The 25429-nt window shown below is 63.4% G+C and carries 23 protein-coding genes; 11 read left to right on the top strand and 12 right to left on the bottom strand.

The annotated features are described in order from the left end of the window. Window positions 1-11: 11 nt before the first annotated feature. The 3 genes from DVR09_RS12965 to tsaD are packed head-to-tail and all read right to left on the bottom strand — an operon-like array spanning window position 12 to window position 3528. Window positions 12-1514 (bottom strand): lipopolysaccharide biosynthesis protein, encoded by a 1503-nt coding sequence (locus DVR09_RS12965; protein WP_115417312.1) that lies wholly within the window; start codon window positions 1512-1514, stop codon window positions 12-14. Further along, on the bottom strand, window positions 1511-2503 hold the full coding sequence (locus DVR09_RS12960; protein ID WP_115417311.1) for an NAD(P)H-dependent glycerol-3-phosphate dehydrogenase: 993 nt from the start codon (window positions 2501-2503) through the stop codon (window positions 1511-1513). The genes DVR09_RS12965 and DVR09_RS12960 overlap by 4 nt, the downstream gene beginning before the upstream one ends. Continuing rightward, window positions 2500-3528 carry a tRNA (adenosine(37)-N6)-threonylcarbamoyltransferase complex transferase subunit TsaD gene (gene tsaD / locus DVR09_RS12955; RefSeq protein ID WP_115417309.1) on the bottom strand — a complete coding sequence of 343 codons (1029 nt, stop codon included), beginning with the start codon at window positions 3526-3528 and terminating at the stop codon, window positions 2500-2502. Before tsaD ends, DVR09_RS12960 begins: the two co-directional genes overlap by 4 nt. 44 nt (window positions 3529-3572) lie before the next feature. On the opposite strand from tsaD, the gene hemC reads away from it, so the two are divergent. From hemC to DVR09_RS12940, 3 genes are read left to right on the top strand one after another with little or no spacing between them, the layout of a single operon-like run. Further along, the gene (gene hemC / locus DVR09_RS12950; RefSeq protein WP_115417308.1) at window positions 3573-4502 is read left to right on the top strand and encodes a hydroxymethylbilane synthase; all 930 of its coding nucleotides are present in this window, start codon (window positions 3573-3575) and stop codon (window positions 4500-4502) included. Then, complete coding sequence (locus DVR09_RS12945) at window positions 4499-5188, top strand: uroporphyrinogen-III synthase (protein WP_115417306.1); 690 nt, start codon at window positions 4499-4501, stop codon at window positions 5186-5188. The genes hemC and DVR09_RS12945 overlap by 4 nt, the downstream gene beginning before the upstream one ends. Window positions 5189-5237: 49 nt before the next feature. Then, window positions 5238-6125: a hypothetical protein gene (locus DVR09_RS12940; protein ID WP_115417304.1), complete on the top strand. Its 888-nt coding sequence runs from the start codon at window positions 5238-5240 to the stop codon at window positions 6123-6125. Here the strand turns inward: DVR09_RS12940 and DVR09_RS12935 are convergent. Continuing rightward, the gene (locus tag DVR09_RS12935) at window positions 6122-7336 is read right to left on the bottom strand and encodes an FAD-dependent monooxygenase (RefSeq protein WP_115417302.1); all 1215 of its coding nucleotides are present in this window, start codon (window positions 7334-7336) and stop codon (window positions 6122-6124) included. The genes DVR09_RS12940 and DVR09_RS12935 overlap by 4 nt on opposite strands. 25 nt (window positions 7337-7361) lie before the next feature. Between DVR09_RS12935 and DVR09_RS12930 the strand changes: the two genes are divergently transcribed. Further along, a complete protein-coding gene (locus tag DVR09_RS12930; RefSeq protein ID WP_234041449.1) occupies window positions 7362-9467 on the top strand; it encodes a protein-disulfide reductase DsbD family protein in 2106 nt (701 codons plus the stop codon). Here DVR09_RS12930 and DVR09_RS12925 read toward each other — a convergent pair. From DVR09_RS12925 to uvrB, 4 genes are all read right to left on the bottom strand, one after another. Next, window positions 9415-9993, bottom strand: a complete 579-nt coding sequence (locus DVR09_RS12925) for a hypothetical protein (RefSeq protein WP_115417298.1) — start codon at window positions 9991-9993, stop codon at window positions 9415-9417. The two genes, DVR09_RS12930 and DVR09_RS12925, sit on opposite strands and share 53 nt — an antisense overlap. A 54-nt stretch (window positions 9994-10047) precedes the next feature. After that, complete coding sequence (locus DVR09_RS12920) at window positions 10048-11547, bottom strand: S10 family peptidase (protein WP_115417297.1); 1500 nt, start codon at window positions 11545-11547, stop codon at window positions 10048-10050. A gap of 58 nt (window positions 11548-11605) precedes the next feature. Next, window positions 11606-12397, bottom strand: coding sequence for a class I SAM-dependent methyltransferase (locus DVR09_RS12915; RefSeq protein ID WP_115417295.1), 792 nt, complete (start codon window positions 12395-12397; stop codon window positions 11606-11608). 110 nt (window positions 12398-12507) lie between these two features. Then, entirely contained in the window at window positions 12508-14703 is a 2196-nt protein-coding gene (gene uvrB, locus DVR09_RS12910; RefSeq protein ID WP_115417963.1) for an excinuclease ABC subunit UvrB, read from the bottom strand. 95 nt (window positions 14704-14798) lie between these two features. Between uvrB and DVR09_RS12905 the strand changes: the two genes are divergently transcribed. The 7 genes from DVR09_RS12905 to DVR09_RS12875 all read left to right on the top strand — a co-directional run bounded on the left by DVR09_RS12905 (window position 14799) and on the right by DVR09_RS12875 (window position 20968). Next, window positions 14799-15347, top strand: a complete 549-nt coding sequence (locus tag DVR09_RS12905) for a DUF3617 domain-containing protein (RefSeq protein ID WP_115417293.1) — start codon at window positions 14799-14801, stop codon at window positions 15345-15347. A gap of 55 nt (window positions 15348-15402) precedes the next feature. Next, on the top strand, window positions 15403-16170 hold the full coding sequence (locus DVR09_RS12900) for an esterase/lipase family protein (protein WP_115417962.1): 768 nt from the start codon (window positions 15403-15405) through the stop codon (window positions 16168-16170). Between the two features lie 82 nt (window positions 16171-16252). Beyond that, complete coding sequence (locus DVR09_RS12895; protein ID WP_115417292.1) at window positions 16253-17680, top strand: circularly permuted type 2 ATP-grasp protein; 1428 nt, start codon at window positions 16253-16255, stop codon at window positions 17678-17680. Then, complete coding sequence (locus DVR09_RS12890; protein WP_115417291.1) at window positions 17680-18624, top strand: alpha-E domain-containing protein; 945 nt, start codon at window positions 17680-17682, stop codon at window positions 18622-18624. The genes DVR09_RS12895 and DVR09_RS12890 overlap by 1 nt, the downstream gene beginning before the upstream one ends. Continuing rightward, the gene (locus tag DVR09_RS12885; RefSeq protein WP_115417290.1) at window positions 18624-19439 is read left to right on the top strand and encodes a transglutaminase family protein; all 816 of its coding nucleotides are present in this window, start codon (window positions 18624-18626) and stop codon (window positions 19437-19439) included. Before DVR09_RS12890 ends, DVR09_RS12885 begins: the two co-directional genes overlap by 1 nt. A gap of 20 nt (window positions 19440-19459) precedes the next feature. Then, window positions 19460-20203 (top strand): proteasome-type protease, encoded by a 744-nt coding sequence (locus tag DVR09_RS12880; RefSeq protein WP_115417288.1) that lies wholly within the window; start codon window positions 19460-19462, stop codon window positions 20201-20203. 135 nt (window positions 20204-20338) lie between these two features. Next, entirely contained in the window at window positions 20339-20968 is a 630-nt protein-coding gene (locus tag DVR09_RS12875; protein WP_115417286.1) for a response regulator transcription factor, read from the top strand. A gap of 12 nt (window positions 20969-20980) precedes the next feature. Here DVR09_RS12875 and DVR09_RS12870 read toward each other — a convergent pair whose 3' ends face one another. The 4 genes from DVR09_RS12870 to putP all read right to left on the bottom strand — a co-directional run bounded on the left by DVR09_RS12870 (window position 20981) and on the right by putP (window position 25420). Then, the gene (locus DVR09_RS12870) at window positions 20981-21658 is read right to left on the bottom strand and encodes an extensin-like domain-containing protein (RefSeq protein WP_234041448.1); all 678 of its coding nucleotides are present in this window, start codon (window positions 21656-21658) and stop codon (window positions 20981-20983) included. A 68-nt stretch (window positions 21659-21726) separates the two neighbouring features. Next, the gene (locus DVR09_RS12865) at window positions 21727-22098 is read right to left on the bottom strand and encodes a VOC family protein (RefSeq protein WP_115417283.1); all 372 of its coding nucleotides are present in this window, start codon (window positions 22096-22098) and stop codon (window positions 21727-21729) included. An 11-nt stretch (window positions 22099-22109) separates the two neighbouring features. Further along, complete coding sequence (gene ggt / locus DVR09_RS12860) at window positions 22110-23900, bottom strand: gamma-glutamyltransferase (RefSeq protein ID WP_115417961.1); 1791 nt, start codon at window positions 23898-23900, stop codon at window positions 22110-22112. Window positions 23901-23941: 41 nt separating this feature from the next. Further along, window positions 23942-25420, bottom strand: coding sequence for a sodium/proline symporter PutP (gene putP / locus DVR09_RS12855; protein WP_115417281.1), 1479 nt, complete (start codon window positions 25418-25420; stop codon window positions 23942-23944). Window positions 25421-25429: the final 9 nt, after the last annotated feature.

The raw sequence follows: 25429 nt of genomic DNA, 5'->3' as shown, positions 1-25429 counted from the left end.
CGACGATCCGATCATTTCCGGGTCGGTTCGTCCTTGTCGAGATTACGGCGGAACAGCACCCGATCCTCCGGCCCGAAGCCGCGTGTCCAGATAATGTAGCCATAGACGGCCAGGATCGCCGGAACGCCCAAGATCAGCTCAGCCCATTCGGGCAATCGGGTTGCCAGCCAGCCGACCAGCACTGCCGGGGGCACCGCCCAGACCAGTGGCCAGCGGAAGGTGTTGATCGTGTGGCCGAGGAACTTCGAAAGCATGAGGGCTTTCACGAGGCTGGCTGTGCCGAGCGCCAGCATCAGCGCGATCGCCGCCGCCGCTGCCTTGTAGGGTTCGCCGTAGCCGCCGCGTACCATTGCTTCGATCAGGACCACGGTCAGCACTGCCTGGAGCGCGATTGTGCCGATCGATATCCATAGATTACGCACCCGCGCGACATAGACGAGCACGGCTTCGGACACGACCGCCGTCGCCGCGACGACCTCCGCAATAAGCAGGAAGGCGAGCGCACCGGTGCCGCCGACGAATTCCGGCCCGACAAGGCCCATGACCGCCTCGCCCGGCACGCCGAGCGCGAGCGCAATCCCCGCCTGCATCGCGACGATCCAGAAACCGACCTGGCAGATCTGCTTGGCGATTGCCTCGTAATTCTTGGTCTTGAGGTTCTTGGTGATGACGGGGCCGAGGATCGGCTCGAAGCTGGTCTTGAGCTTCTGTGGCAGGCTCGCGACCTGCTGGGCGATGTAGTAGACGCCCACAGCGGCCGGCGCGGCAAACAGGCCGAGGATGAAGATATCGACGCGCCGTGTGCCCCATTCGATCGCATCGGCCGTGGCCAGCGGTAAGGCGCGCACGGTCATCTTGCCCATGTAGACGGGGTGGAGGCGCCATGCCTTGGGCGGACCATAGCTGCGGAAGAAGGACCACAGCCCGGTCGCCAGCCCAGCATAGATCGAGGCGAGATAAGCCATAGCGAGCCCGGAATCGCTGATGCCGGGTATGAAGAAGAACACCCCGGCCATGATCGAGATGGTCCAGGGTTCGACCACCGCTCGCGCGCGCACCGTCGTCGCGATATCGTAGCGATAGGCCTGCGCGGCGAGGACAATCTCGGTCAGCGCATAGCCCGGTATTGCCAGCACGATGAAACGGTCCAGTTCGGTGAATTCGCCGCTCGGGAATAGCGGGGCGGGGACGAACCAGAAAAACAGCGCTGCCAGCGAGGAGAACAGCAGCGCGAGGAACATGCCATCATAAACGAGATTGGCCGGATGGCTCTCTTCCCCATCGGAAAGGCGCTGCGCCAGGCCGCGCTTTTCGCCCATCGCACAGACCAGTGCGACCAGTTCGACCACCACCAATGCAGAGGCGAAACGCCCCAAAGCGTCCGGTCCGTAAAGACGTCCCGCGATGAATAGGAACGGCAGGCGTGCGACGAGGCGGAGGATGAAGCCGAAGAAATTCTGCCGCCCGCCCTTGGCGAGGGCGGAAAGGTCTTCGTCCGGTTTTTCCGCTGTCACTCGGCGCTGCCCTGTTCGGCGCGCAGCGGGCGCGACAGGAGGCCGGATACGACCTCGCGCGGGGCATCGCCTTTGAGCAGGCCGTAAACCGCCGTAACGATCGGCATGGCGACAGCATGGCGCGCGGCCAGTTCGACCAGCACGGGCGCGGTATGCGCGCCTTCGGCCACGGTGCGGCGGTCTGTCATGAGGTCTTCGGCCCGCTGACCTTCACCCAATGCCTTGCCGAGCGAGAAATTGCGGCTCGAAGTCGAGGAGCAGGTGAGCACGAGATCGCCGAGGCCGCACAGGCCCGCCAGCGTCTCCGCCCGCGCACCCAGTGCCTCACCGAAGCGTAGCATTTCGGCATAGCCGCGTGCGATCAGCGCTGCGCGCGCGTTCTGTCCGAGTCCGAGGCCGTCGACCACGCCGCAGGCGATGGCGAGCACGTTCTTGACCGATCCACCGATTTCCGCGCCGGTCACATCGTCCGAATAATAGGGCCGGAAGGCCGGGCGGGCGATGACCGGCGCAAGGCGCTCCCATTGCGCTTCGCCGTCCCCGCAAGCGAGTGTAACCGCAGTGGGCAGGCCAGCCGCCACCTCATGCGCGAAGGTCGGGCCGGAGAGCACCGCAATCGCGCTATCCGGTGCTGCGGATTTCGCGGCATGGTTCATCAGCCGCCCGGTGCCCGCCTCGATCCCTTTCGAACATAGGACCAGGTCGCGCGGATGCGCAGGCATATCGGCCAGGACGCTGCCCATATGCTGCGCTGGCGTCACCACCAGCAGCGTGTCGAGTCGCGCCATATCGGCGAGGTTACCGGTCGCCCGTACCGTATCGGCGAGCGCGGCAGAGGGCAGGAAGAGCGAATTGCTGTGCGCGGAATTGATCTCCTCGACAAGCTCCTTCTCGCGCGCCCAGATCAGTACATCGCGTCCGTCGCTGGCGAGCATTTGCGCCAGCGCCGTGCCCCAGGCACCAGCTCCTAGAACGCCGACCGTGCTCATGCTTTCACTCCCGCTCCACGCACCGGTTCAGCGTCGGGATCGAGCGGCCAGCGCGGGCGTGCCGCAATGTCGAGCGGGTCGTTCTGGCCGAGCCGTTCGATCCCCGCCCAGGCGATCATCGCTGCATTGTCGGTACACAGTTTGGGCGGCGGCGCGGCAAACCGCATCGCGCGGTTGGCGGCGAGCTGTTCGAGCGCGTTGCGCACCACCGTGTTGGCCGCAACGCCGCCCGCAACCACAAGTGTATCGACATCTTCCATGCCTGCGAGTGCGATCCGCAACCGGTCGGTTACGCAATCGACCGCCGCCTGCTGGAAACTCGCCGCAATATCGGCGACCGCGTACTGGCGGCTCTCATGCGCGCGCAGGACCGCGCTCTTGAGCCCGGCGAAGGAGAAATGCGGCTCGCCGCTGCCGACCATCGGGCGGGGCAGGGGCACTGCAGCAGCGTTGCCTACCAGCGCCTTGCGTTCGACTGCCGGACCGCCCGGAAAGCCGAAACCGAGGATCTTGGCGGTTTTGTCGAACGCCTCGCCCAGCGCATCGTCGATCGTGGTGGCCAGGCGGCGGTATTGGCCAACGCCGTCGATGCGTAGGATCTGGCAGTGCCCGCCCGAAACCAGCAGCAATGCATAGGGGAATTCGATCGTCTCGTCGGCGAGGCGCGGGCTCAGCGCATGGCCTTCGAGGTGGTTGATTGCGATCAGCGGCGTGTCGGTGGCCATGGCCAGCGCTTTTGCGCTAACCAGCCCGACCATGACCCCGCCGATCAGGCCCGGTCCGGCGGTTGCTGCAATCGCATCGCAGTCGGCCAAGGCGATGCCCGCATCGGCCAGCACACCCTCGATCATCGGAGCCAGCCGTTCGGCATGCGCGCGAGCGGCAATCTCGGGCACGACGCCGCCAAAGGGCGCGTGTTCCGCATCCTGCGAGGCGATGCGCTGCGCGACGATGCGCCGCTGGCTGTCGACCAGTGCGACCGCAGTTTCGTCGCAGGAGCTTTCGATGCCGAGAACCAGTGCCATCCCGCTTCCCCTTAGCGAAGTGGATCGCTAGGGCAAGCCGACCTATGCCTGACCAGCCCCTTATCCGCCTCGGAACCCGCCGTTCTCCGCTTGCCATGGCACAAGCCCTCGAAGCGCGTGCGCGCCTTTGCGCAGCGCATGATTGGGACGAATCGGCCGTGGAACTAGTCCCCGTCGTGGCCAGCGGCGACAAGATACAGGACCGTCCGCTGGCCGAAATCGGCGGCAAGGCGCTGTGGACACGCGAACTCGATCACTGGCTGCTCGAGGGGCGCATCGATGCAGCGGTGCATTCGATGAAGGATGTCGAGACGATCCGGCCCGAGGCCATCGCCATTGGGGCCATCCTGCCGCGCGCGGACAAGGCCGACCGTCTGCTGGGTGCGGCGTCCATCGCCGACATTCCCGCAGGCGCGCGAGTGGGAACCAGCGCGCCGCGCCGCGCCGCACAACTGCTAAACCTGCGGCCGGATCTTAACGTGGTCGGCATTCGCGGCAATGTTGCCACCCGAATGGCGAAGCTTGCAGCGGGCGCGGTGGATGCAACCTTCCTCGCCGCGGCGGGTCTGGACCGGTTGGGCGCGGACGAGGAAGGGGTGCGGCTCGACCCCGAAGCATGGCTGCCGGCGCCTGCGCAGGCCGCGATTGGTCTCGAATGTCGCAGCAACGATGCGCGCATGTGCGATCTTCTCGGCCCGGTCGATCATCCCGGAAGCCATGCGGAAATTCGTGCGGAACGCCGTCTGTTGGAGGGGTTGGGCGGATCGTGCAGCAGTCCGATCGCCGCTTTGTCGCATCGTATCGGCGAGCGCATGTCCTTGAACGCGGCCATCTTCAGCCCCGATGGCAAGGTGCGGATCGCCGGCAATACCGAATTTGCAATCGGCGACGAGAACGCCCCGTTCGATTTGGCGAAATCGCTGCTTGATGGAGCGCCGCCTGAAGTGGCCGAACATTTCGGCTATTCGGTATGAAGCCGCTCTTCCTATTCCGACCCGAACCGGGTTGGTCGGTCAGCGCGCAAACGGCGCGCGACATGGGACTCGACGTGCATGGCGCGCCGCTCTTTACGATCGAGCCGGTAGAGTGGACCGTTCCGTCCCCGGATGATTTCGACGGCATTCTTGTCGGCAGCGCAAATGCCTTCCGGCATGGCGGCAAGCACTTGGAAAAACTGACCCGGCTGCCCGTCCATGCGGTTGGCGAAGCCACTGCCGATGCCGCGCGCATTGCCGGGTTCCTGGTCGGGCTAACCGGTCGGGGAGGGCTACAAGGACTTGTCGACGAACTCGGTAATCGGAAGCTCCAGCTCTTGCGCCTTGCAGGCCAGGATAGGGTGGCGCTGCGTCCGCCCGATGGCATTGAGGTCGAAACCCGGGTACTCTATCGGGCGGTGGCGGAAGACCTGTCGCAAGAGAGCGCCGAGCTGCTGCGCGATGGCGGCGTGGCGGTATTGCATTCGGGTGCGGCCGCTGCGCGGCTGCGTGACGAATTCGATCGCCTGGACCTGAACAGCGCGGTTGTCGATCTCGCCGTCATTGGCCCTCGCGTTGCCGAAATGGCGGGAGAGGGTTGGCGATCCATCCACATCGCCGATGCACCCGGAGACAGCGAGCTACTGGCCTTGGCGAGAGCTTTGTGCCAGACCGAGGACCAATGATAGGAAGGGGCCTTGAGAACCGGCCCACGGGGTCGCGGAACGGAATTCGATGGACGATTACATAAGCACCAGGCGCAAGGGGCCTTCGGCAAGGCCGGTTCTCGTCGCCGTGCTTGCCAGTTTCCTGCTCGGCGGTGCGATCGTTGGCTATGCGGTCTATTCGATGACAGATCGCGATGCGCCCGAGACTGCTTCGACTGCGCAGGATCCACAGCTGCTCGCCAGCCCTACTGCCGACCCCACGCCTACGCCAAGCGCCACCGCCAGCGAGGCGGCGCAGCAGGCTGTGGAACGGGTCGAGCAGCAGCAGGGCGGGATCGACCAGCGCCTCGCGGCTGCCGAACAGCGTCTGGCGCGGCTCGACCTGCAGGCGCAGGCTGCTGCAGGCAATGCTGCACGTGCCGAAGGCCTGCTGATTGCTTTCGCTACTCGGCGGGCTCTCGAGAAAGGGGCGGAGCTCGGCTATTTGGCCGACCAGTTACGGTTGCGGTTCGGAGATGCGCTGCCCAATGCGGTAGACACGATCATTCGGACAAGCCGCGATCCGATCACGCTCGACCAGCTGATCGCGCGGCTTGAGGGCCTGTCCCCGCGTTTAGCCCAGCCGAACGATCAACGCGGTTGGGCCCGGTTCGGCGAGGAGCTGTCGCAGCTCTTTGTCATCCGCCGCGAAAGCGCCCCTTCACCGCAGCCTGAGCGTAGGCTCGAACGCGCGCGTTTGTTCCTCGAAAGCGGGCGCACGCAGTCGGCGATTGCAGAGGTGCGCAATCTTCCCGGCGCCGACGAGGCCGAAGGGTGGATCCGCGATGCCGAACGTTATGCCGCCGCCCAGCGGGCGCTCGATTTGATCGAGACCGCAGCCGTTCTCGAGCCGCGTCGCCTGCGCGACGGGGCGGGCAACCGGATCGAGCAGCCGAGCCCGGCCGAAGAGAATTAGGCTTTCAGCAATTCGGGCAGTTCTCCGGATATGCCGCGTGCTTCATCCATGAAAAAGCGTTTGAGCCACCCGCTACGCTGAATCCCCGCCATGCCGAGGCGGCGCGCGGCGCTTGCCGCCTTGCCTGGAATGCCGAATATCCGGGTCAGGCTGTCTGTCGCGCCCATCACCATGAGCGAATCGAGCGCGCGCCACTCTTCGTACTTTTTCAGGACTTGCGCATCGCCGAGGTCGAGACCCAGCCGGACCGCTTCGTCGAGCACTTCTACCAGCGCGCCGACATCGCGCAGGCCGAGATTGAGGCCCTGACCCGCGATCGGGTGCATGCCATGCGCGCTGTCGCCGACCAGCGCGAGGCGATGCTCGACGATCTTCGCCGTGTGCTGGAAACTCAGCGGATAGGACGAGCGCGCGCTGTTGATTGTGAGCTCACCGAGCAGATCGCCCATGCGCTTGTAAACCTCGGCGAGGAAGGCGCGGTCGGAGAGCTTCAGGACGCCTGACGCGTCCTTTTCGTCGACCGTCCAAACCAGTGCGCTGCGATTCTGGCCGTCGGGGCCGTCGAGCATGGGCAGCAGTGCGAAAGGCCCGTCGGGATAGAAGATTTCCCACGCCACGTTCTCATGCGGCTTTGAGTGGTTGAGCCCGACGATCATGGCGCGGTGGCTGTAATCCCAGTTCGCCATTTTCAGGCCCGCTTCCTCGCGACTAGGCGATCCGCGCCCTTCCGCGCCGATCATCAATGCGGCTTCGAGCACACGCCCGTCACCTAGCGTCGCCGATACACCGAACTCGCCGCGCTCGCGCGCTACGACCTCGACCGGCGCATGCCACTCGATCAGCGGCTCCTTCGCCGCCGCCTCGTGCAGCGCCAAGCGCAGCTGGCGATTGGCGAACATGCGGCCGAGTGTGCCCTCATGCGGCTCGGGGCGGAAATCGAGCCGACCCGCCTTCATCTGGTCGAGCACGGCGATGGCGGCGATATCGCAGCCATATGGTTCCAGCGCGTCTTCGAGGCCGATATGGCGGAACAGGCGCCAGCTTGCCGTCGAGATCGCCGAGGCGCGGCCGTCGAAGCCCTCCGCCGTCAGGCTTGCCGGATCGGCGCGGTCGACGAGGTGGCTCGAAAGCCCCTTTTTCGCCGCCGCCAGCGCCAGTGTCATGCCCACCAGGCCGCCGCCCAGGATCAGCAGGTCTCGCTTGTCTGTCATGGGGTGTGTCCCTAGAGCGGCGAGCGTGATCGACGCAAGGATATTGGAGCGGATCGCCGCGCTGGTGATGCTGGTCGCACTGGTCCTGATCGCGCCCGCCAGCGCGCAGCAGGAGGTGCGTGGGCCGGGCAGCGAACGCATGCCCGTGGAAATCGTGGCCGAGGGCGCGCCGCAACCCGGCGAGACGTGGATGGTCGCGCTGCATTTCATGCCTTCGACGCCCGAATGGCACGGCTACTGGTCGAATCCCGGCGATGCGGGGCTGGGCATGGAACTGGACTGGGACCTGCCCGAGGGATGGGAGGCGGGCGAACCGCTCTATCCGCTGCCCAAGCGGCTGGTGATAGGCGGGTTGATGAATCATGTTTACGAGGGCGACTATGCAGTCCTCGTGCCGATTGGCGTTCCGGAAAGCGCGGCGGTCGCCAATGTGGCGCCCATCGCCGTCATGGCAAACTATCTGGCCTGCACAGACAAGATCTGCGTTCCGCAGCAGGCACGTCTGACGCTCGATCCCGCACAGGCTGGTGCCGACCCTCGTTTCGGTGCGTGGCGCGCGGCCATCGTCCCGCAGCTCGACAGCAGCGCGCAATTCGAATTCACACCTACGCATCTGCGCGTCGGCATTCCGATCCCTACCGAAACCGCGCTCGGTGATCTTCACTTCTTCCTCGGTACGCCCGAACTGGGGGAAGGCGACAGGCCCGATTACACCGGCGTGCAGACCTTCATCAGCGAAGGCAATCTGCTGGTGGCCGAAATGGCGATCGAGCGGCTCGCGGTGCCGGACAATGTCGAGTTCGCGGCCGAGCCGCGCCCCGAGACGATCACCGGCATCCTCGATCTCGGCAGCGGCCGCGGCGTGCGCTTTACCGCTGTGCCAGGAGACGTGCCGCTCGAAGGGGTGAAGCCGATCCGTGGTGGTGGGGCGGAGCCGGTCCTGTGGCAATTGCTTATCGCCGCGCTGGCGGGTGGATTGCTGCTCAACATCATGCCCTGCGTCTTCCCGATCCTCAGCCTCAAGGCGCTGTCGCTGGCCAAGGCGGGCGGGGACGAGCGCGCGGCGCGGCGCGATGCGCTGGCCTATACGGCGGGCGTTGTGCTGGCTTGCGCGGCGCTGGGGGCAGCCATCCTGCTCCTGCGATCGGCGGGCGAGCAGGTCGGGTGGGCCTTTCAGTTGCAGGAGCCGGTCGTCGTGGTCGGCCTTTTCCTGCTGGCACTGGCGATCACGGTCAATTTCCTCGGGCTGTTCGAAGTGCCCGGCATGGCCGTTTCGGGCGGCGCGCCCTCGCGAGGGGGTTCTTTCTCGACGGGCCTTCTCGCGGCCTTCGTGGCGACACCATGTACCGGCCCGTTCATGGCCATTGCGCTGGGTGCGGCGCTGGTCATCAGGCCGATTCACGGGCTCCTCGTCTTCGTCGCCTTGGGTGTAGGCCTCGCGCTACCCTTCCTGCTGGTCGGCTTCGTCCCGGCGATTCGTCGGTACCTGCCCAAACCGGGCGCCTGGATGGATAGCTTCCGGCGCTGGATGGCGCTGCCGATGGGGCTGACCGCGCTGGCGCTTGCCTGGCTCGTCTGGCGCATCGGCGGATGGGACTATCTCGGTCCGGTGCTTGTTCTGGCCGTGCTCGCGCTTACGGGGCTTGCGCTTATCGGCCTGTTCCAGCGTCGGGCGCGATCTGGTGCGCTGGTGGTTTTCGCCAGCCTCGTTGCGGTGCTTGGGATCGGGGTCACTCTGCTCCCAAAGCCAGAGGCGCAAGCCGCGTCAGCCGAAAGCCTGCTCGATCCCATCGACTACAGCGAGGCCGCGCTAGCCGAGGCGCGTGCCTCGGGTCGTCCGGTGTTCATATGGTTCACTGCCGACTGGTGCGTCACCTGCAAGGTCAACGAGAGCGTCGCGATCGAACGCGAGGCCACGCGCAAGGCTTTCGAGGAAGCGGGCGTCATCGCCATGCGCGGCGACTGGACGCAGCCCGATGAAGAAATCAGCCGCATGCTGACCCGCCAGGGCGCGGCCGGTGTGCCGCTCTATCTGTGGTATGAACCGGGCGGTGAGGCCGAGCAATTGCCGCAAGTGCTTACGCCGGACCTTCTGGTGCAGAAGGCGCAGGATTCGGCTCGTCGTCGCTAGGCGGCTGCGCCAGCGCCCGGCACTCCTCGACCAGTGCGCCGGGCAGGGCGCTCGGATTGAGAATCACGCTGCCCGCGCCCGGCACCGTCGCCTCGACCTCGCGCGTGCCGGTCAGCACGTCCCAGCGCGGATCGGTCACCGGCGCCGCACCTTCCCAGCGCCATATGTCGTTTATCTGTATCGCGTCGATCGGCAGACGCGTGACATGGCTGTTCCCGATAAGCGCGAGCACCGCCTTGGCATGCGGGTCCGCCTTGGCGAAACGGGTGTATGCGAGCATCGGCACGGCCCCCTGTCCAACGCATTCGATGGCGAATAGCGGGCGTTCGCCCGGCTTGCCGTAAAGCAGGCGCCGGGCCTTGTCGGCAGGCGCCCAGACCGCGCCTTGCGTATCGGGAGAATCGATCGCTTCGGACGGGCCTTGAACCTCGCCCCCGATGCGTGTGCGCTCGACATAGTCATCGGCCGCCGGCGGCTTGCAGGCGGCGAGGACAAGGATCGGAAGCAAAGCCGGAGCGCGACGCATCAGCGCGCTATGGCACAGGCGCGCGCAGGTTCAAGCGGGCGGGCCGCGCTATCCTCAGCGATTGCGGATGAAGGCACGCAGGTCGCGCGACAGTTTCGCGCGGTCTTCGTCGCGGACATACATCATGTGACCCGAGCCATAGTAGTGCAGCTCCACCCGATCCTGCGGAATACCGATCCGGTTGAGCGAATACTCGGCGCCGAAAAAGGGCGTGGCGAAATCATAATAGCCCTGCGCATTGAACAGCCTCAGCCCGGCATTCTGGCGCATGGCCTTGCCGATAAGCGGGGCCACGTTGAGATAGGCGCTGCGCCCCGGTCCGCTTGACAGGCTCCAATTCCAGTGCTGCCCCGGCTCGCGCCCGATCGACTGGTATTCGCGAGTAGTTTCGAAGCCCAGTCCCTCGCGCAGCCAAGTATTGACCGCAGCGGTATAGCCTGCATCGATGCCATAGAAGCTGGGATCGTTGTCGGGATATTCCCCCGCATTATCGTAATCCGTGCCGGTATAGCGTGCATCGAGACGGCCGATGGTGAGGCCCCGGTCGCGCAGCAATTCCTTGTAGAAGCGCTGGCTGGTGACGCGCAGGTTCGCCTGGTCGAGATAGGTTTCGGACAGGCCGGTGAGCCGCGAGAGTTCCGCGCGCACGGCAGCGCGTTCGGCATCGGGAAGATCCTGGCCCTTGAGCAGCGCGCTGGCAAAGGGTCCGATCGCGAAGCGGCGCGCTTCCTCCGCGATAGCCTCGACCGAGGGAGCCTCGGCCTTGCCGTGGAACCAGGCAGCCGCCGCCATGTTCGGCAGTGTCACCACATAGGCCATTTCGTTGCCCGGTGTCGGCTCGCGCGCGGCGAAATCGAGGATGGTCGAAACGAGGATCAAGCCGTTGAGCCCGACATCGTTGAAGGTGCCGCCTTCCAGCTCGTCCACGACCATCGCCGTGCGCGTTGTGCCGTAGCTTTCCCCACCGAGGTATTTGGGGCTGTTCCAGCGTCCGTTGTCGTTGATCCAGCGGCGGATCACCTCGGCCACCGCGCGCGCGTCCTCGCGCAGGCCATAATAGTTTTTCGGATCGGTACCGGGGGTGAGATAGCTGAAGCCCGTGCCGGGAGGGTCGATGAAGACGAGGTCGGCGACGTCGAGCAAGCTCTCCGGATTGTCGACCAGTGGATAGGGCGGCGCCCCATCGTCGCGCGCGTCGGAAGGGATGGCGACTCGTTTCGGTCCCCAGGCGCCCATCTGCAACCACACCGATCCCGAGCCTGGGCCGCCATTGTAGATGAAAAACACCGGCCGCGAGGTGTCGCGCGGGCTGCGCACATAGCTGGTGGTGACGATCACCGCCTCGGACTTGCCGCTATCCGACGTGAGCACGGTTTCGCCTACGGTCGCGCGGTAGGACATACGCTGCCCGCCGAAGGTGCCGACAAGGTCGCGCGTACGAACCTGCGGTTCGATAGTCGCGGCTTGTTCGGCAGCCGGTGCGGACTCTTCCTGCGCGGCAAGGGGTATGGGAAGGGCGAGAACCGCAGCGGCGGCGAGCAGGCGCGTTATCATGGTGTTTCTATGACGAGAGAGAGGGTTCGGGTAAAGGTTCCGAACCCTGTCCCAATCCCTATTCGCTGGCTTCGGGCTTGACGAATTTCATCACGAAACGGTCTGTCTTCCCGCGGATTTCGGGCTCGAAGACACTGGTCGTGCGATCGTCATCCGGATTGGCGAGCATGTCGCTTTCCGCCTCCAGCACGAAACCGGCCCGTTCGAAATCGGCGCGTACTACCGCAGGGTCGATCCTGTGATAAGCCTCGACCGCTTCGCGCGTATCGCCCGGGTTCGCGACATGGTCGATCACACCAACGACACCGCCGGGTTTCATCGCCGCATAGAGCGTGGCGAGATAGGCGGAGGGTTCGGACCGGGGGACGTCGAACTCTTCCGATTCCCAGTAAAGATCGTGGTAGACTAGGTTCATCACCGCGAAATCGAAGCGATCGGCCTCGCTCTGGAAATCCTCGAAGCGGTAGCGCTCGAGCGCGATGTCGGGCTGGGTTGCGGATAGCGCGGTCCAGCGCTCCTCATTGTAGAATTGTTCGGGCTCGAGCGCGGTCACGCTGCCATTCTCGCCCACCGCCTCGGCGAGGATTTCGGCCCAGTACCCTCCGCCCGAGATCAGATCAGCTGCGTGGTCGCCCTGTTCGAGGCCAAGGAAGGCAAGAACTTCGGCGGGCTTCCGGCTCTCGTCGAGCGCGCGTGCCGCCTCGGGACGGGCCTCATTGGCCACCGCAGCGGCGAGTATGTCGTCGGAAACGACCTGCGCGGCGGGCGCTTCGGCTTCAGCCACGGGGGCTTCACTGCAAGCCGCCAACGACAAGGCCAGCGCGCTCGCAAGGGTGATCGGCAATTTCATTGGCTTTCCTCCCACAGACTTGTCGGGAGGATGGACCTGCGAGCTGCCGAGGGGAAGTCCCGGTGGCGCCGCTCGTCGAGGCATCGGCCACGCCGGTCGATAGTCGAGCCCTAGGGCTTGCCGCCCATCCGCTTGTAGCGCGTCTTGCCATACCGCGTCTTGCGTGTGCCGGGCCGCCCCGCATCGCTTCGCCCGACCCTTGGCGCCTTCTTCTCGTTGTCCCCTAGACCCAACTCGTCGTTCTCCAGCCGCCGAATTTCGTCGCGCAGGCGTCCGGCTTCCTCGAACTCAAGATCGGCGGCGGCGGCGCGCATGCGTTTTTCCAGGTCCTCGATATAGGCGCGCAGATTGTGGCCGACGAGGTTGTTGCGACCCTCGTCGCCCGTATCGACCGTGACGCCATCCCGGCTGGCGGTGTCCGCGACGATATCGGCGATCTGGCGCTTGATCGTCTGCGGCGTGATGCCGTGTTCTTCGTTATAGGCGCGCTGCTTCTCGCGGCGGCGCTCGGTCTCCGCCATTGCGCGTTCCATGCTGCCGGTGATCCGGTCGGCATAGAGTATCACGCGGCCATCGACATTGCGGGCGGCGCGGCCGATGGTCTGGATGAGGCTGGTTTCGGAGCGCAGGAAGCCTTCCTTGTCGGCATCGAGAATGCAGACCAGCCCGCATTCGGGAATATCCAGCCCCTCGCGCAGCAGGTTGATGCCCACCAGCACATCGTAAACGCCGAGGCGCAGGTCGCGGATCAGCTCGATACGCTCCAACGTCTCCACATCGGAGTGCATGTAACGGACCTTCACGCCCGCTTCGTGCATGAATTCGGTCAGATCTTCCGCCATCCGTTTGGTCAGCGTGGTGACGAGTGTGCGATAGCCCATCTGGGCAGTCTTCTTGCACTCCTCGATGCAGTCCTGGACCTGATCCTCCACCGGCTTTATCTCGACCGGCGGGTCGATGAGGCCCGTGGGGCGGATGACCTGTTCGGCAAACACACCGCCGGTCTGCTCCATTTCCCACGTTCCGGGCGTCGCCGATACGCAGAAAGTCTGCGGGCGCATAGCGTCCCATTCGTTGAATCGGAGCGGGCGGTTGTCGATGCAAGAAGGCAGGCGAAAACCATGTTCGGCCAACGTGATCTTGCGCCGATGGTCGCCTTTCGACATCGCGCCGATCTGCGGCACGGTCTGGTGGCTTTCATCGACGAAGAGCAACGCGTTTTCGGGCAAATATTCGAACAGCGTGGGCGGCGGTTCGCCGGGGAGGCGTCCGGTTAGGAAGCGGCTGTAATTCTCGATTCCGGCGCAGGAGCCGGTGGCGGCGATCATTTCGAGGTCGAAATTGGTGCGCTGCTCCAGCCGCTGGGCTTCGAGCAGGCGGCCTTCCTCGTGCAGTTCCTTGAGCCGTTCCTGCAGCTCGAATTTGATGGCCTCGCTGGCCTGTTTCATCGTCGGGCCGGGCGTGACGTAGTGCGAATTGGCATAGACGCGGACCTTGTCGAGGCTCGCGCCCTTCTTGCCGGTCAGCGGATCGAATTCGCTGATTTCCTCGATCTCGTCGCCGAAGAAGCTGATCCGCCAGGCCATGTCTTCGTAGTGCGAGGGGAAAATTTCGAGACTGTCGCCGCGCACGCGGAAATTGCCGCGCGCGAAGGCGGCATCGTTGCGCTTGTACTGGAGGGCGACGAGTTTGCGGATCAGCTCGCGCTGGTCGACAGCCGTGTCCTTCGTGATGTCGAAGATCATCGCCGAATAGGCTTCGACCGAGCCGATACCGTAGAGGCAGGATACCGAGGCAACGATAATCACGTCGTCGCGTTCGAGCAGGGCGCGCGTGGCCGAATGGCGCATCCGGTCGATCGCCTCGTTTACGCTCGATTCCTTCTCGATATAGGTATCGCTGCGCGGGACGTAGGCTTCGGGCTGGTAATAGTCGTAATAGCTGACGAAATACTCGACCGCGTTTTCCGGGAAGAAGCTCTTGAACTCGCCATAAAGTTGGGCGGCGAGGATCTTATTGGGCGCCAGGATCAGCGCGGGGCGCTGCAATTCCTCGATCACCTTGGCCATGGTGAAGGTCTTTCCCGAGCCGGTGACGCCGAGCAGCACCTGCGTTTGGTCGCCATCCTTTGCCGCGCTTGTCAGTTCGGCGATCGCGGTGGGCTGGTCGCCGCTTGGCGTATAGTCGCTGACGAGCTTGAATTTCTTGCCCGGCATCGATTTTTCGGGGCGCGCGGGCTTATGGGGTACGAACTCGCCAGTGGTGTCCGGCTCTTCCAGCCCTCTTCGAATAACGAGTTCGCTCATGCGCGCACATATGGGGAACATCGTGGCGGCGTGCAACGGTGCTTGCCTCGCGCCATCCGGCTGCTAGCTTCGGGAGACGACTTAGGAGACCTGTTATGCATCGTATCGTGATTGCCGCCGCCGCCAGCTTCGCTCTTGCCGCGTGTGGCGGCGGGACCAGTGCCGATGCCGATGGGGACGGCGAGATCACGATGGCCGAGGCCGCAGCCAAGACCGAGGACATGGTCAAGCCGCAACCTGGCAAATATCGCGCCACGGTGGAGTTCGTCGATGTCGAAATGCCCGGCGCCCCGCAACAGGTGCAGGACATGATGCGCAGCATGTTCGATCGCGGTCCGCAGACTCACGAATATTGTCTGACTGCGGAGGAGGCCGAGCAGGGCTTCGAGGAAATGGCCCGGCAATCGCAAGAGTCCGGTTCGGATTGCACTTTCGAAAAGTTCGAGGCCGAGGGTGGCAGTATCGATGCGATCATGAATTGCAATGCCGACGGGCAGGGTGCTGCCCGTATGACCCTGCAGGGCACGGGCGGCGAGACCTCGTCGCAGATGACCATGACAATGGTCGGTGAAGGGCCAGACGGTCAGTCGATGGAAATGACCATGAAGAGTTCGCAGGAGCGCATTGGCGATTGCGACGCGTAAATGACCGGGTGAAATTCGGGAGCCATTAATCGGCTCCGCGTATTATGACGTGGTGATGGCAACATTACCGTTCAAAGACACCGCACTGGCCAATCGCGAGGAACTCGCGCGTCGCTGGGCACTGGCTGCCGAGCCCTCTCCCGATGATGCGCGGGGGCCGCATTGGCAGTTGCTGCTGCGTGAGTTCCTCTGGCCGCTCGAACCGGCGCGTCGGCTGATCTCGCCGCCGCTGTCTATCGCTGCGGCTCGCAATCCGAAAACCGTCATGCTGTTGCCCGGTTTCGGCGCCCATCCAATCCGCATGCGTTGGATGGCGCGAAAGCTGGAAAAGGCCGGGCACACGACTAAAAAATGGGGTTTGGGTTACAATCTGGGCGCGACCGAGGCCCGTTTCCGCAAGGTCGAGAATCGGCTGGTAGAGCTCCACCGCCTCAGGAGGCAACAGATCTACCTGGTGGGCTGGAGTCTGGGCGGGGTCATGGCGCGCGAATTGGCGAAGGCCCATCCCGACAAGGTGGCCAAGGTCGTCACCCTGGGCTCGCCCTTCTCGGGGTCTCCGCGTGCCAATAATGGGTGGCGCGCCTATCAGGCGATTGCTGGGCACCGTGTGGACGAACCCGAGATCGACGCTGTGACCCACGAAAAACCACCGGTCGAAACCGTCGCCTTCTGGAGTCCGCGAGACGGCGTCGTCCACCCCCGGGCCGCTTGCGGCAGGCCGGGCGAGCGCGATCGCGCAGTGGCGCTGCGGTGTTCACACATGGGCTTCGTACTCACGCATGAGGCGGTCGAGGCGCTGCTGAGGGAACTGGACGCGGACTGAACCTTTAGTCTCCTGATGGAGGGTATCCTGCTCTCGCGCTGGCATGATGATTGTGCAGCGGTTTAATCCTGATCGGGGGACCATGACCGGCGACGCCGAATTTTTCGATGAGATGCGCGATCCCGGTGGTGCTGTCCGCGAGGCCTATGCGGGCTATTGCGACTGGTTCGACGATCAGGAAACCGCGCTGCTCCGGCGCAAGCACACCGAGGCGGAAAGCAATTTTCGCAAGACCGGCATCACCTTCAACGTTTACAGCGAAGAGGAAGCCGAAGAACGGCTGATCCCGTTCGATATGGTTCCGCGCGTCATTACCGCGGCGGAATGGCGCAAACTGACGCGCGGCATCGAACAACGTGTTTCCGCGCTCAACGCCTTCATGCACGATCTTTACCACCGGCAGGAAATCATCCGCGCCGGGCGTATTCCCGAACGGCTGTTTCGTAACAACGATGCCTGGCTGCCGCATATGGTTGGCTTTACTCCGCCGGGCGGCATCTACACCCATATCGTGGGTATCGATCTGGTGCGGACAGGGCCGGACGAGTTCTATGTACTCGAAGACAATGCGCGCACGCCGTCGGGTGTCAGCTACATGCTGGAAAACCGCGAAACAATGATGGCGATGTTCCCCGAACTGTTCATGCGGGTGCCGGTGGAAAGCGTATCCGATTACCCGCGGCGTCTGGCGAAGAGCCTGGCGGCCTGCGCTCCCGATTGCACCGTAGGCAAGCCGACTGTCGCTGTTTTAACGCCGGGGATCTACAATTCCGCCTATTTCGAGCATGCGTTTCTCGCCGACCAGATGGGTGCCGAACTGGTCGAAGGCAGCGATTTGCGCGTGATCGACGGGCGGGTCGCGATGCGGACGACATCGGGCTATCAGCCGGTGGATGTGATCTACCGCCGCGTTGACGACGATTTCCTCGATCCGCTGACCTTTAACGAGGACAGTGTGCTGGGCGTGCCGGCTATCATGGATGTCTATCGCGCGGGCGGCGTGACCATCGCCAACGCACCGGGCACGGGGGTTGCCGACGATAAGGCGATTTATTCCTTCATGCCGGAAATCGTGGAATTCTACACTGGCGAGAAACCGCTGCTACCCAATGTCGAAACGCATCGCTGCGCCGACGAGGAATCGCGCAAATATGTGCTGGATAACCTCGCCGAACTGGTGGTGAAGGAAGTTCACGGTTCGGGCGGGTACGGCATGCTGATTGGGCCTACCGCGACAAAGAAGCAAATCGCGGAGTTTCGCAAGAAGATCGCCGACAAGCCGGAGAATTATATCGCCCAGCCGACGCTGGCCCTGTCGACCTGTCCGATCTTCACCAAGAAAGGCCTCGCGCCGCGCCATGTGGATTTGCGGCCTTTCGTGCTCGTCTCGCCGGACAAGATCGACATTACTCCTGGCGGCCTGACGCGGGTGGCCCTGGATGAGGGATCGTTGGTGGTCAATTCCAGCCAGGGCGGCGGGACCAAGGATACCTGGGTGCTCAAGGACTGATGTTGGGACGGACCGCCAACGGGCTTTTCTGGATGTTCCGCTATCTCGAGCGGGCGGAGAACACGGCACGCCTGCTCGATGCGGGACTGCGCATGGCGCTGACGCGCGATTTGGTGACGGCGGAGGAGGAATGGCGATCGGTCATGTCCACTGCCGGGCAGCGCGCAGGCTACGAGGCCAAGCACGGCACCTACACGGGTATGCAGGCATGGAATTACATCCTGCGCGACAAGGATAATCCATCCTCGGTTCTCGCCATGTTCGGGCAGGTTCGCCAGAACGCCCGTCTCGCTCGCAATGCCATCAGCGGCGAATTGTGGGAAGCGATCAACGAAAATTGGCTGGAAATTCAGGATCAGCTAGCCAAGCCTGTCGGGGAGAACCGCGTACTCGATACGGTCGCAACCATCCGCCGTGCCGGCACCATGGCGCATGGTGCGATGGAAGGCTCCATGCTGCGCAACGAAGCGTATCACTTCGGGCAGGCGGGTACCTTCCTCGAACGCGGCGATAGCATCGCGCGCATTCTGGACATCAAATATTATCTCTTGCTGCCATCGCTATCTTACGTCGGCTCGAGCCTGGATACCGGGCAGTGGGACCAAGTGTTGCGCTCGGTGTCGGGCGATCGCGCCTATCGCTGGCTCAATGCCGGGCAGATCGATGCGCGCGGGATATGCGAATTCCTGATACTCGACGATTGTTTTCCGCGCAGCTTGGCCTTCTGCCATTCCGCCCTGCGCGCAAGTCTCGCCGCGCTCGCCCGGTTGCACGGCTCGGAAGGGGAGAGCAACACTCTCATGCGCGCCGCCGACACACGGATTGCCGATCTCACCATCGATGACGTTTTCGAACAGGGCCTGCACGAATTCCTGGTCGATTTCACGGCGTCCAACGCGGCGATCGGCGATGCGATCGCGAAAGATTACAGGTTCCTGTCCTGATGCGCCTCTCGATCCGTCATACCACCCGCTACCGTTTCGATGCCCCGGTCTTCCATGCGCTCCAGCGACTGCGCCTGACGCCCAAGCAGACACAGGGGCAGGAAATTCTCGAATGGGAAATGGAATACGAGAACGCCCATCCCGAAATCACCTACGAAGACCAGCATCACAATACGGTGACTCTCGTTTCGGTGGAGCAGGGTGCGCAGGACGTCACGGTGACCTGCCGGGGCCGTGTCGACACGCACGATCATGCAGGTGTAATCGGGCGCCACGCAGGGCACCTGCCGCTTTGGAGTTTCCTGAGCCAGACCGATATGACGCGCCCCGGCGAGGGAATGCGCAAGCTCGCCGCCGACATACAGACGAGTGGCGAAGACCGGCTGGAAACGCTCCACCGGCTGTCGGCGGCGGTTCTCGATCGAGTGGAGTACAAGACCGGCACCACGCATTCGCGCACCAGTGCGGAAGAGGCATTCGCCGCCGGTAACGGTGTCTGCCAGGACCACGCGCATATCTTCATTGGTATTGCCCGGACGTTGGGCATACCGGCGCGCTATGTCAGCGGCTACCTGATGATGAACGACCGTATCGATCAGGAGGCCGGGCATGCCTGGGCCGAAGCCCATGTCGACGAACTGGGCTGGGTGGGATTCGATATCTCCAACGGGATCAGTCCCGATGCGCGCTATGTACGAGTAGCCACGGGGCGCGACTATCAGGATGCAGCGCCGATTACCGGGATAAGCTTCGGCACCACGTCGACCGTGCTCGAAGTCGATGTCGCTGTAGAACAGCAACAAGTGCAGCAGTGAAGCTGCCTAAAGGATAGAGCATGACATATTGCGTGGGAATGATACTCGACCGGGGTCTGGTCCTGATGAGCGATACGCGTACCAATTCGGGCGTCGACAACATTTCTGTTTTCCGCAAGATGTTCACCTGGAACGTGCAGGGTGATCGCATAATCACAGTGATGACTGCGGGAAACCTCGCGAGCACGCAGGCCGTCATCAGCCAGCTTGAAGAGCGGACGAAGGCGCCCGACGAACGTGACAACATTCTCCTTAAGTCACCCACCATGTTTCAGGTGGCCACCGAAATTGGCAAGTTGTTGCGGACGATCATAGCTGAGCGCCAGAACGCCAACGGAGACAGGGGAAAGGGGCGCTTCACCGCTTCGATCATTGTCGCCGGACAGATTGCCGGGATGGAGCCGCGCCTGTTCATGGTTTATCCCGAAGGCAATTTCATCGAGGCGAGCCACGATACTCCGTTTTTCCAGATCGGCGAGACCAAGTATGGCCGTCCGATCATCATCCGCGGGTACGATCGCACGATGAGCATGGAAGATGCCGTGAAGCTCCTGATGGTCAGCTTCGATTCCACGCTCAAGGCCAACCTGTCGGTCGGTCTGCCCCTCGATCTCCAGGTCATCGAGCGCGATGTCTTCGAGCCTGCGCACGAACATCGCGTCACTCACGACGATCCCTATTTTCGGTCGATTTCCTCGAGCTGGGGTGATGCTCTGAAAAGCGCGTTTCATTCTCTCCCCGATTACAGCTTTGTCGGGGAATGACACCGAAGCAATGAGAAGGTTCGGACTTTCCGGCAGCTCGCGATTTTGGCGCATCGAGTATATCGGCTGTTTCGCGCCTCTGAGGTGGCAAGGAATCGGTGGCGAAAACGTATCTTTTTGCCTAAGGCATTGCACATGAGCGATGACCCAATTCTCCATATCGTGGGAGGCTCGAGTCGCAGCAGGGCGGAGCAGGCCCGGCTGGGTTTCGAACTGGGGTACCGTTGCGAAACCTATGCGCACATAGCGGAATTCATGGAACGTCCGCCGGAAGACGGTATCGTCCTCGCTAGAGATGATCCAGCCGAAGGCGGCGCTTCAAAGGTCCTGGAATTACTGGCGGAAACGGGTCGATGGCTGCCGGTCATCGCAACCGCTCCGCGCCCGCGTCCGCTCAGCGTGGTGGAAGCGGTGAAAGCAGGCGTCTTGGATTATATTGCGCTGCCTATGAAGCCCGAGCGGTTGGCACAATCGGTCAAACGCATCTCTCGAGAGGCGGATGCCTATGCCCGTGCCCGGCGCCGGATAGTCGAGGCCCGCAATCGGATCGCCAGCCTATCGCCGCGCGAGCGGGAAGTGCTCGATTGGCTTGCGGAAGGTTGCAGCAGCAAGGCAATCGCGCGCAAACTCAACATAAGTCCGCGAACGGTAGAGAATCACCGCGCCAATCTGATGACCAAGCTGGAAACGGATCGCACCGCGCAGGCAGTCAAGCTTCAACTCGAAGCGCATCTCGTGGACGAAGCCCTGATGACGAATGGATAGGCCGGTTCGACACTAGCGGCAATAGCTTCCGCCGCCATGCTCCAGATGGAAATGGTCGTGGTGCGCCTTGTTGTAGTCTGGGCCGAGCACGGTGCCGAAACGTTTGCAGGCGCTGCGGTGAATAACCCGGAGAAATTCGCGCTCATCCTGCGAGGCATTCCATCCTGATCGGACCGAAATTCGGCGCCCGTCAGCTAGTACGAAGGCCGCTACGTCGACGGCTTCAGCGCGCGAATGTGCGCTGCGCCGGGCGGTTCCGGCAACATTGCGGCAGGAATAGCTACCCATCGTTTCGATCCGCTGCAGTGGACTGCCGAGGATTTGCTGAGCAGCGCGATCGACGCCGAAACGCGCCCATGCGGCGAAGCTATTGGCAAGCGGGCAAGCCACGGCGCCGAGATTGGTCACCGCGAACTGGTGGCGATCACCGCCGACGCCTTCGAGGCTTACGCTATTCGTGGTCGAACATCCGGCACCATAGTATTTGTCGGGCAGCGGGGCGAAGCGCGAACCTGTCTGCCCCAGTTCGGCGTGGCATTGCCGGGCGTCCGGCCGGGTGACGCTGATCGGTGCCGAACCGGCCGTCCGCGCGCCCCGTTCGGCGGGCTTTGTTGGGGGAACCGCGCCACATCCCGCCAAGGCGAGGGGGACGAGGATAGAGAAGGCGAGCCGCAGTCGCATGGCACGCATTATTTCGCAGCCATGGTTAACTTCCCGCTAACGCCCTCGGGGCAAGCGTGATCGGTCGAATTCCTGGCCTATTCGGGTGCCCGAAGCTGTTCCCACAATTCGATCTTTACCCCATCGGGATCGAGTATCCAGGCGAACTTCCCGTAACCTTCGTCGACATGGCCGAGTATTTCGACGCCCTTATCCTTTAGCTGCGCGACCATTGAATCGCAGTCGTCCACGCGCAGATTAATCATGAATCCACCGATACCGGGCTTGATATATTCCCCGTCTGGGAAATGGCTGATCAGGGAATAGGGCTGGTCCCCCGTTTCCTCCGACCAGTTGAGCTGCGGTCCGTATTCGCCATCGATACCCAGCGTGTCGCGGTACCATGCGCGCGTCGCGGCGGGGTCCTTCACTACGTAAAAGACCCCGCCCAAACCGGTCACCTTCGCCACATTGCTCTCCCTCAATAGCCGCTCGCCTGCCCGTCCTTGCGCATCTCCGTCGCCCCGGTAAGCACGCCGGTTTCCGGATCCCGGGCGATTGCTTGATATCCGCCGAACATGATGCCGTTATCGACCACTTTTACCTTGTGGCCCATGGCGCGCAGCGCAGCGATCGTTTCGGCCGGAATACCCGGTTCGACGTGGAGTGTGCCGAGCGGATCGGCCGAGGACCCCGTCAACGGCTCGGTCGGCTGACGACCGCCATCATGGTTGAAGCGCGCCGCATCGCCCGCCTCCTGCAGGTTCATGCCGTAATCGACGATATTGACGAGGATCTGGACGTGGCCCTGCGGCTGCATCCCGCCACCCATCAGGCCCAGCGTCATATAGGGCTTGCCATCCTTCTTCACAAAGGCCGGGATGATCGTGTGGAAGGGGCGCTTACCGGGCTCATAGGCATTGGGATGCGCCGGATCGAGGCTGAACAGTTCGCCGCGATCCTGAAACATGAAGCCCGTACCCGGCGCGACCAGCCCGCCGCCCATGCCGCGATAGTTCGACTGGATGAGACTGACCATCAGCCCGTCGCCATCGACTACGGTGAGGTAGGTGGTGTCACCCTCGCCCTCCAGCTTGGGTTCACCGGGCTCGAATTCGGGCGTGGCCCTGGCGGGATCGATCAGCGCAAAGCGTTGGCGGCCGTACTCCTCGCTCAGCAGCTCCTCGGGGAAGGGCGCGAAATCGGTGTCCGCATAGAAGCGCGCGACATCGGCATAAGCGAGCCGCTTGGCCTCGACCATGTAGTGCAGCGCTTCGGGGCTGCCGCGCTCCCATTGGGAAAGGTCCACATTCTTGAGGATGTTGACCATTTGCAGCGCGGCGAAACCCTGACCGTTCGGCGGCAGCTCGCACAGCTCGTAGCCGTCCTTGTATTCCGCACAGGCGGGCTCGACCCAGTCGCTGGTGTGGCTGGCGAAATCCTCCCGCGTGAAGGCGCTGCCCTGCTCCTGCAAATAGCCGACCATCACCTCGGTCAAGGCGCCGTCGTAGAAGGCATCGCGTCCCTCGCGCCCGATGGTCTCCAGCGTTGTGGCAAGGTCTGGATTCTTGAACAGCTCGCCCGCTTCGGGCGCGGCACCGTCGGCGAACCAGACCTTGCGGGCATTATCGAATTCGAAGGGATGGACCTCTTGCCGGGCAGAGTAGGCCCGCAGAGCGCGGTCGAGATACATACCGATCACCGGCGCGATCGGGTGGCCTTCGCGGGCATAGCGTACGGTCGGCGCGAGGTTGTCGGCCATTGACAGCTTGCCGAACTTTTCGTGCATGGCGAACCACGCATCGACCGTGCCGGGGATCGTGACCGGTAACGGGCCAACCGGCGGCAGGGCGTCCGCCCCGTCGAGCTTTTCGAGCAACTGGCCGAGCGTCTGGCCCTTGGGGCTGCGCCCCGACCCGTTGATGCCGTGCAGCTTGCCGGTCTTCGGATCGTAGATGATCGCATAGAGATCGCCGCCGATTCCGTTGCCGGTCGGTTCCATCAGGCCGAGCGCCGCATTGGCAGCGATGGCGGCATCGACTGCATTACCGCCCGCCTTGAGGATATCGAGCGCGATCTGCGTCGCCAGCGGATGCGCGGTTGCCGCCATGCCGTGTTGGGCAATGACCGGGCTGCGTGCCCAGTTGGCTCCCACCGGGCGCCCGCCTCCACTGATTTGCTCCTCGACAGTGGGCCGTTCTTCCGCTTCTCGTGCTGTCGCCGGGCTGGTCGTCAGGGCGAGGGCAGCAACGCCCGCCAGTATCGTTCGCATGTCCATCTCCTCCTATCGGGAGACGGTGTGGCGAAGCCGGGTCAGGCTGGCAAGGGCCGCGCGCCTTTGGCGGTCGCCTTACTGACCAACCAGATGACGAACCAGGCGGCGATGAAGCCCGGAACGATTTCGTAAAGTCCGGCATCCATGCCAGGCAGAGCGGCGTTCCAGCCCAATGCGATCCACGCGATCACCACTGCCGCGCCGGTCACGAGACCTGCCACTGCGCCTGCGCCTGTCATCCGGTCCCATGTCAGCGAAAGGATGATCAGCGGGCCGAAAGCCGCACCGAAACCGGCCCAAGCATTGGCGACGAGCCCCAGCACCTGGCTGTCGGGATCGCTCGCGATGGCGATAGCCGCGAAGGCGACCAGGGCGACGCAAATGCGGCCGACATTGACGCTTTCGCGTTCCGACGCGTTGCGGCGGAAGAACAGTTTGTAGAAGTCTTCGGTCAGCGAACTAGAGGCGACCAGTAGCTGCGAGCTGATGGTCGACATGATCGCCGCCAGCAAGGCCGCCAGCAGGAAGCCGGTGATCAGCGGATGGAACAGCAGGTTGGCGAGCACGATGAAGATCGTTTCCGGATCGTCCACCACCAGTCCGTTGCGCTCGACAAAGGCGCGACCTGCGATGCCGATGCCGATCGACCCGAGTAGCGCCACGCCCATCCAGGTCATGCCGATATTGCGCGCCGGACGGACTTTCTCGACCGTATCGATCGCCATGAAACGCACGATGATGTGCGGCTGACCGAAATATCCGAGACCCCAGGTCACTGCGCTGATGAAACCCAGCAAGGTGAGCCCGTGGGTTAGGCTGAGAAACCCTTCGACCGGGACATCGGTGAGCGAGCCGCCCGCGCTGCCGCCGTCGCCGAACATCACCACCAGCGGCATCACCACCAAGGCGACAACCATGATCAGACCCTGGACGAAATCGGTCAGGCTGACGGCCAGAAAGCCGCCGACCATGGTATAAGCGAGCACTACCAGGGCTGTAATCCAGATGCCGAGCATATAATCGCTTATCCCGACATCGCCGAAAGCGCTGGCAAAGCTCGCTTCGAACAGCTTGCCACCCCCGACCAGGCCCGCGGCGGTATAGACTGCGAAGAAGACCACCACAATCAAGGCGGAGATAACCCGCAGCGCCACTGCCTTATCGGGGAAGCGGTTGGCGAGAAATTCGGGAATGGTCAGTGCATTGCCATAGCTTTCGGTCTGCGCGCGCAGGCGCGGGGCGACCACGAACCAGTTGGCCAGCGCACCGATGAACAGGCCGATACCGATCCACGCCTCGACCAGGCCGCTGGCATAAAGTGCGCCGGGCAAGCCGAGCAGCAGCCAACCGCTCATATCCGATGCGCCTGCGGACAGTGCCGCGACCGAAGGAGAAAGATTGCGTCCAGCGAGCAGATAGCCTTCGCTCGTGTCGGTAGAACGCTTCCAGGCCCAGAGACCGATCGCGAGCATGAGAATAAAGTATAAGGCGAGTGAAATATATGTTCCCGTCTGCATGGTGCGGCA

The organism is Erythrobacter aureus (assembly GCF_003355455.1).
In the GTDB taxonomy this organism is placed as follows: Bacteria; Pseudomonadota; Alphaproteobacteria; order Sphingomonadales; family Sphingomonadaceae; genus Qipengyuania; species Qipengyuania aurea.
The sequence above is the reverse complement of the archived record's forward strand: the minus strand, read 5'-3'. Positions and strand labels throughout refer to the sequence as shown.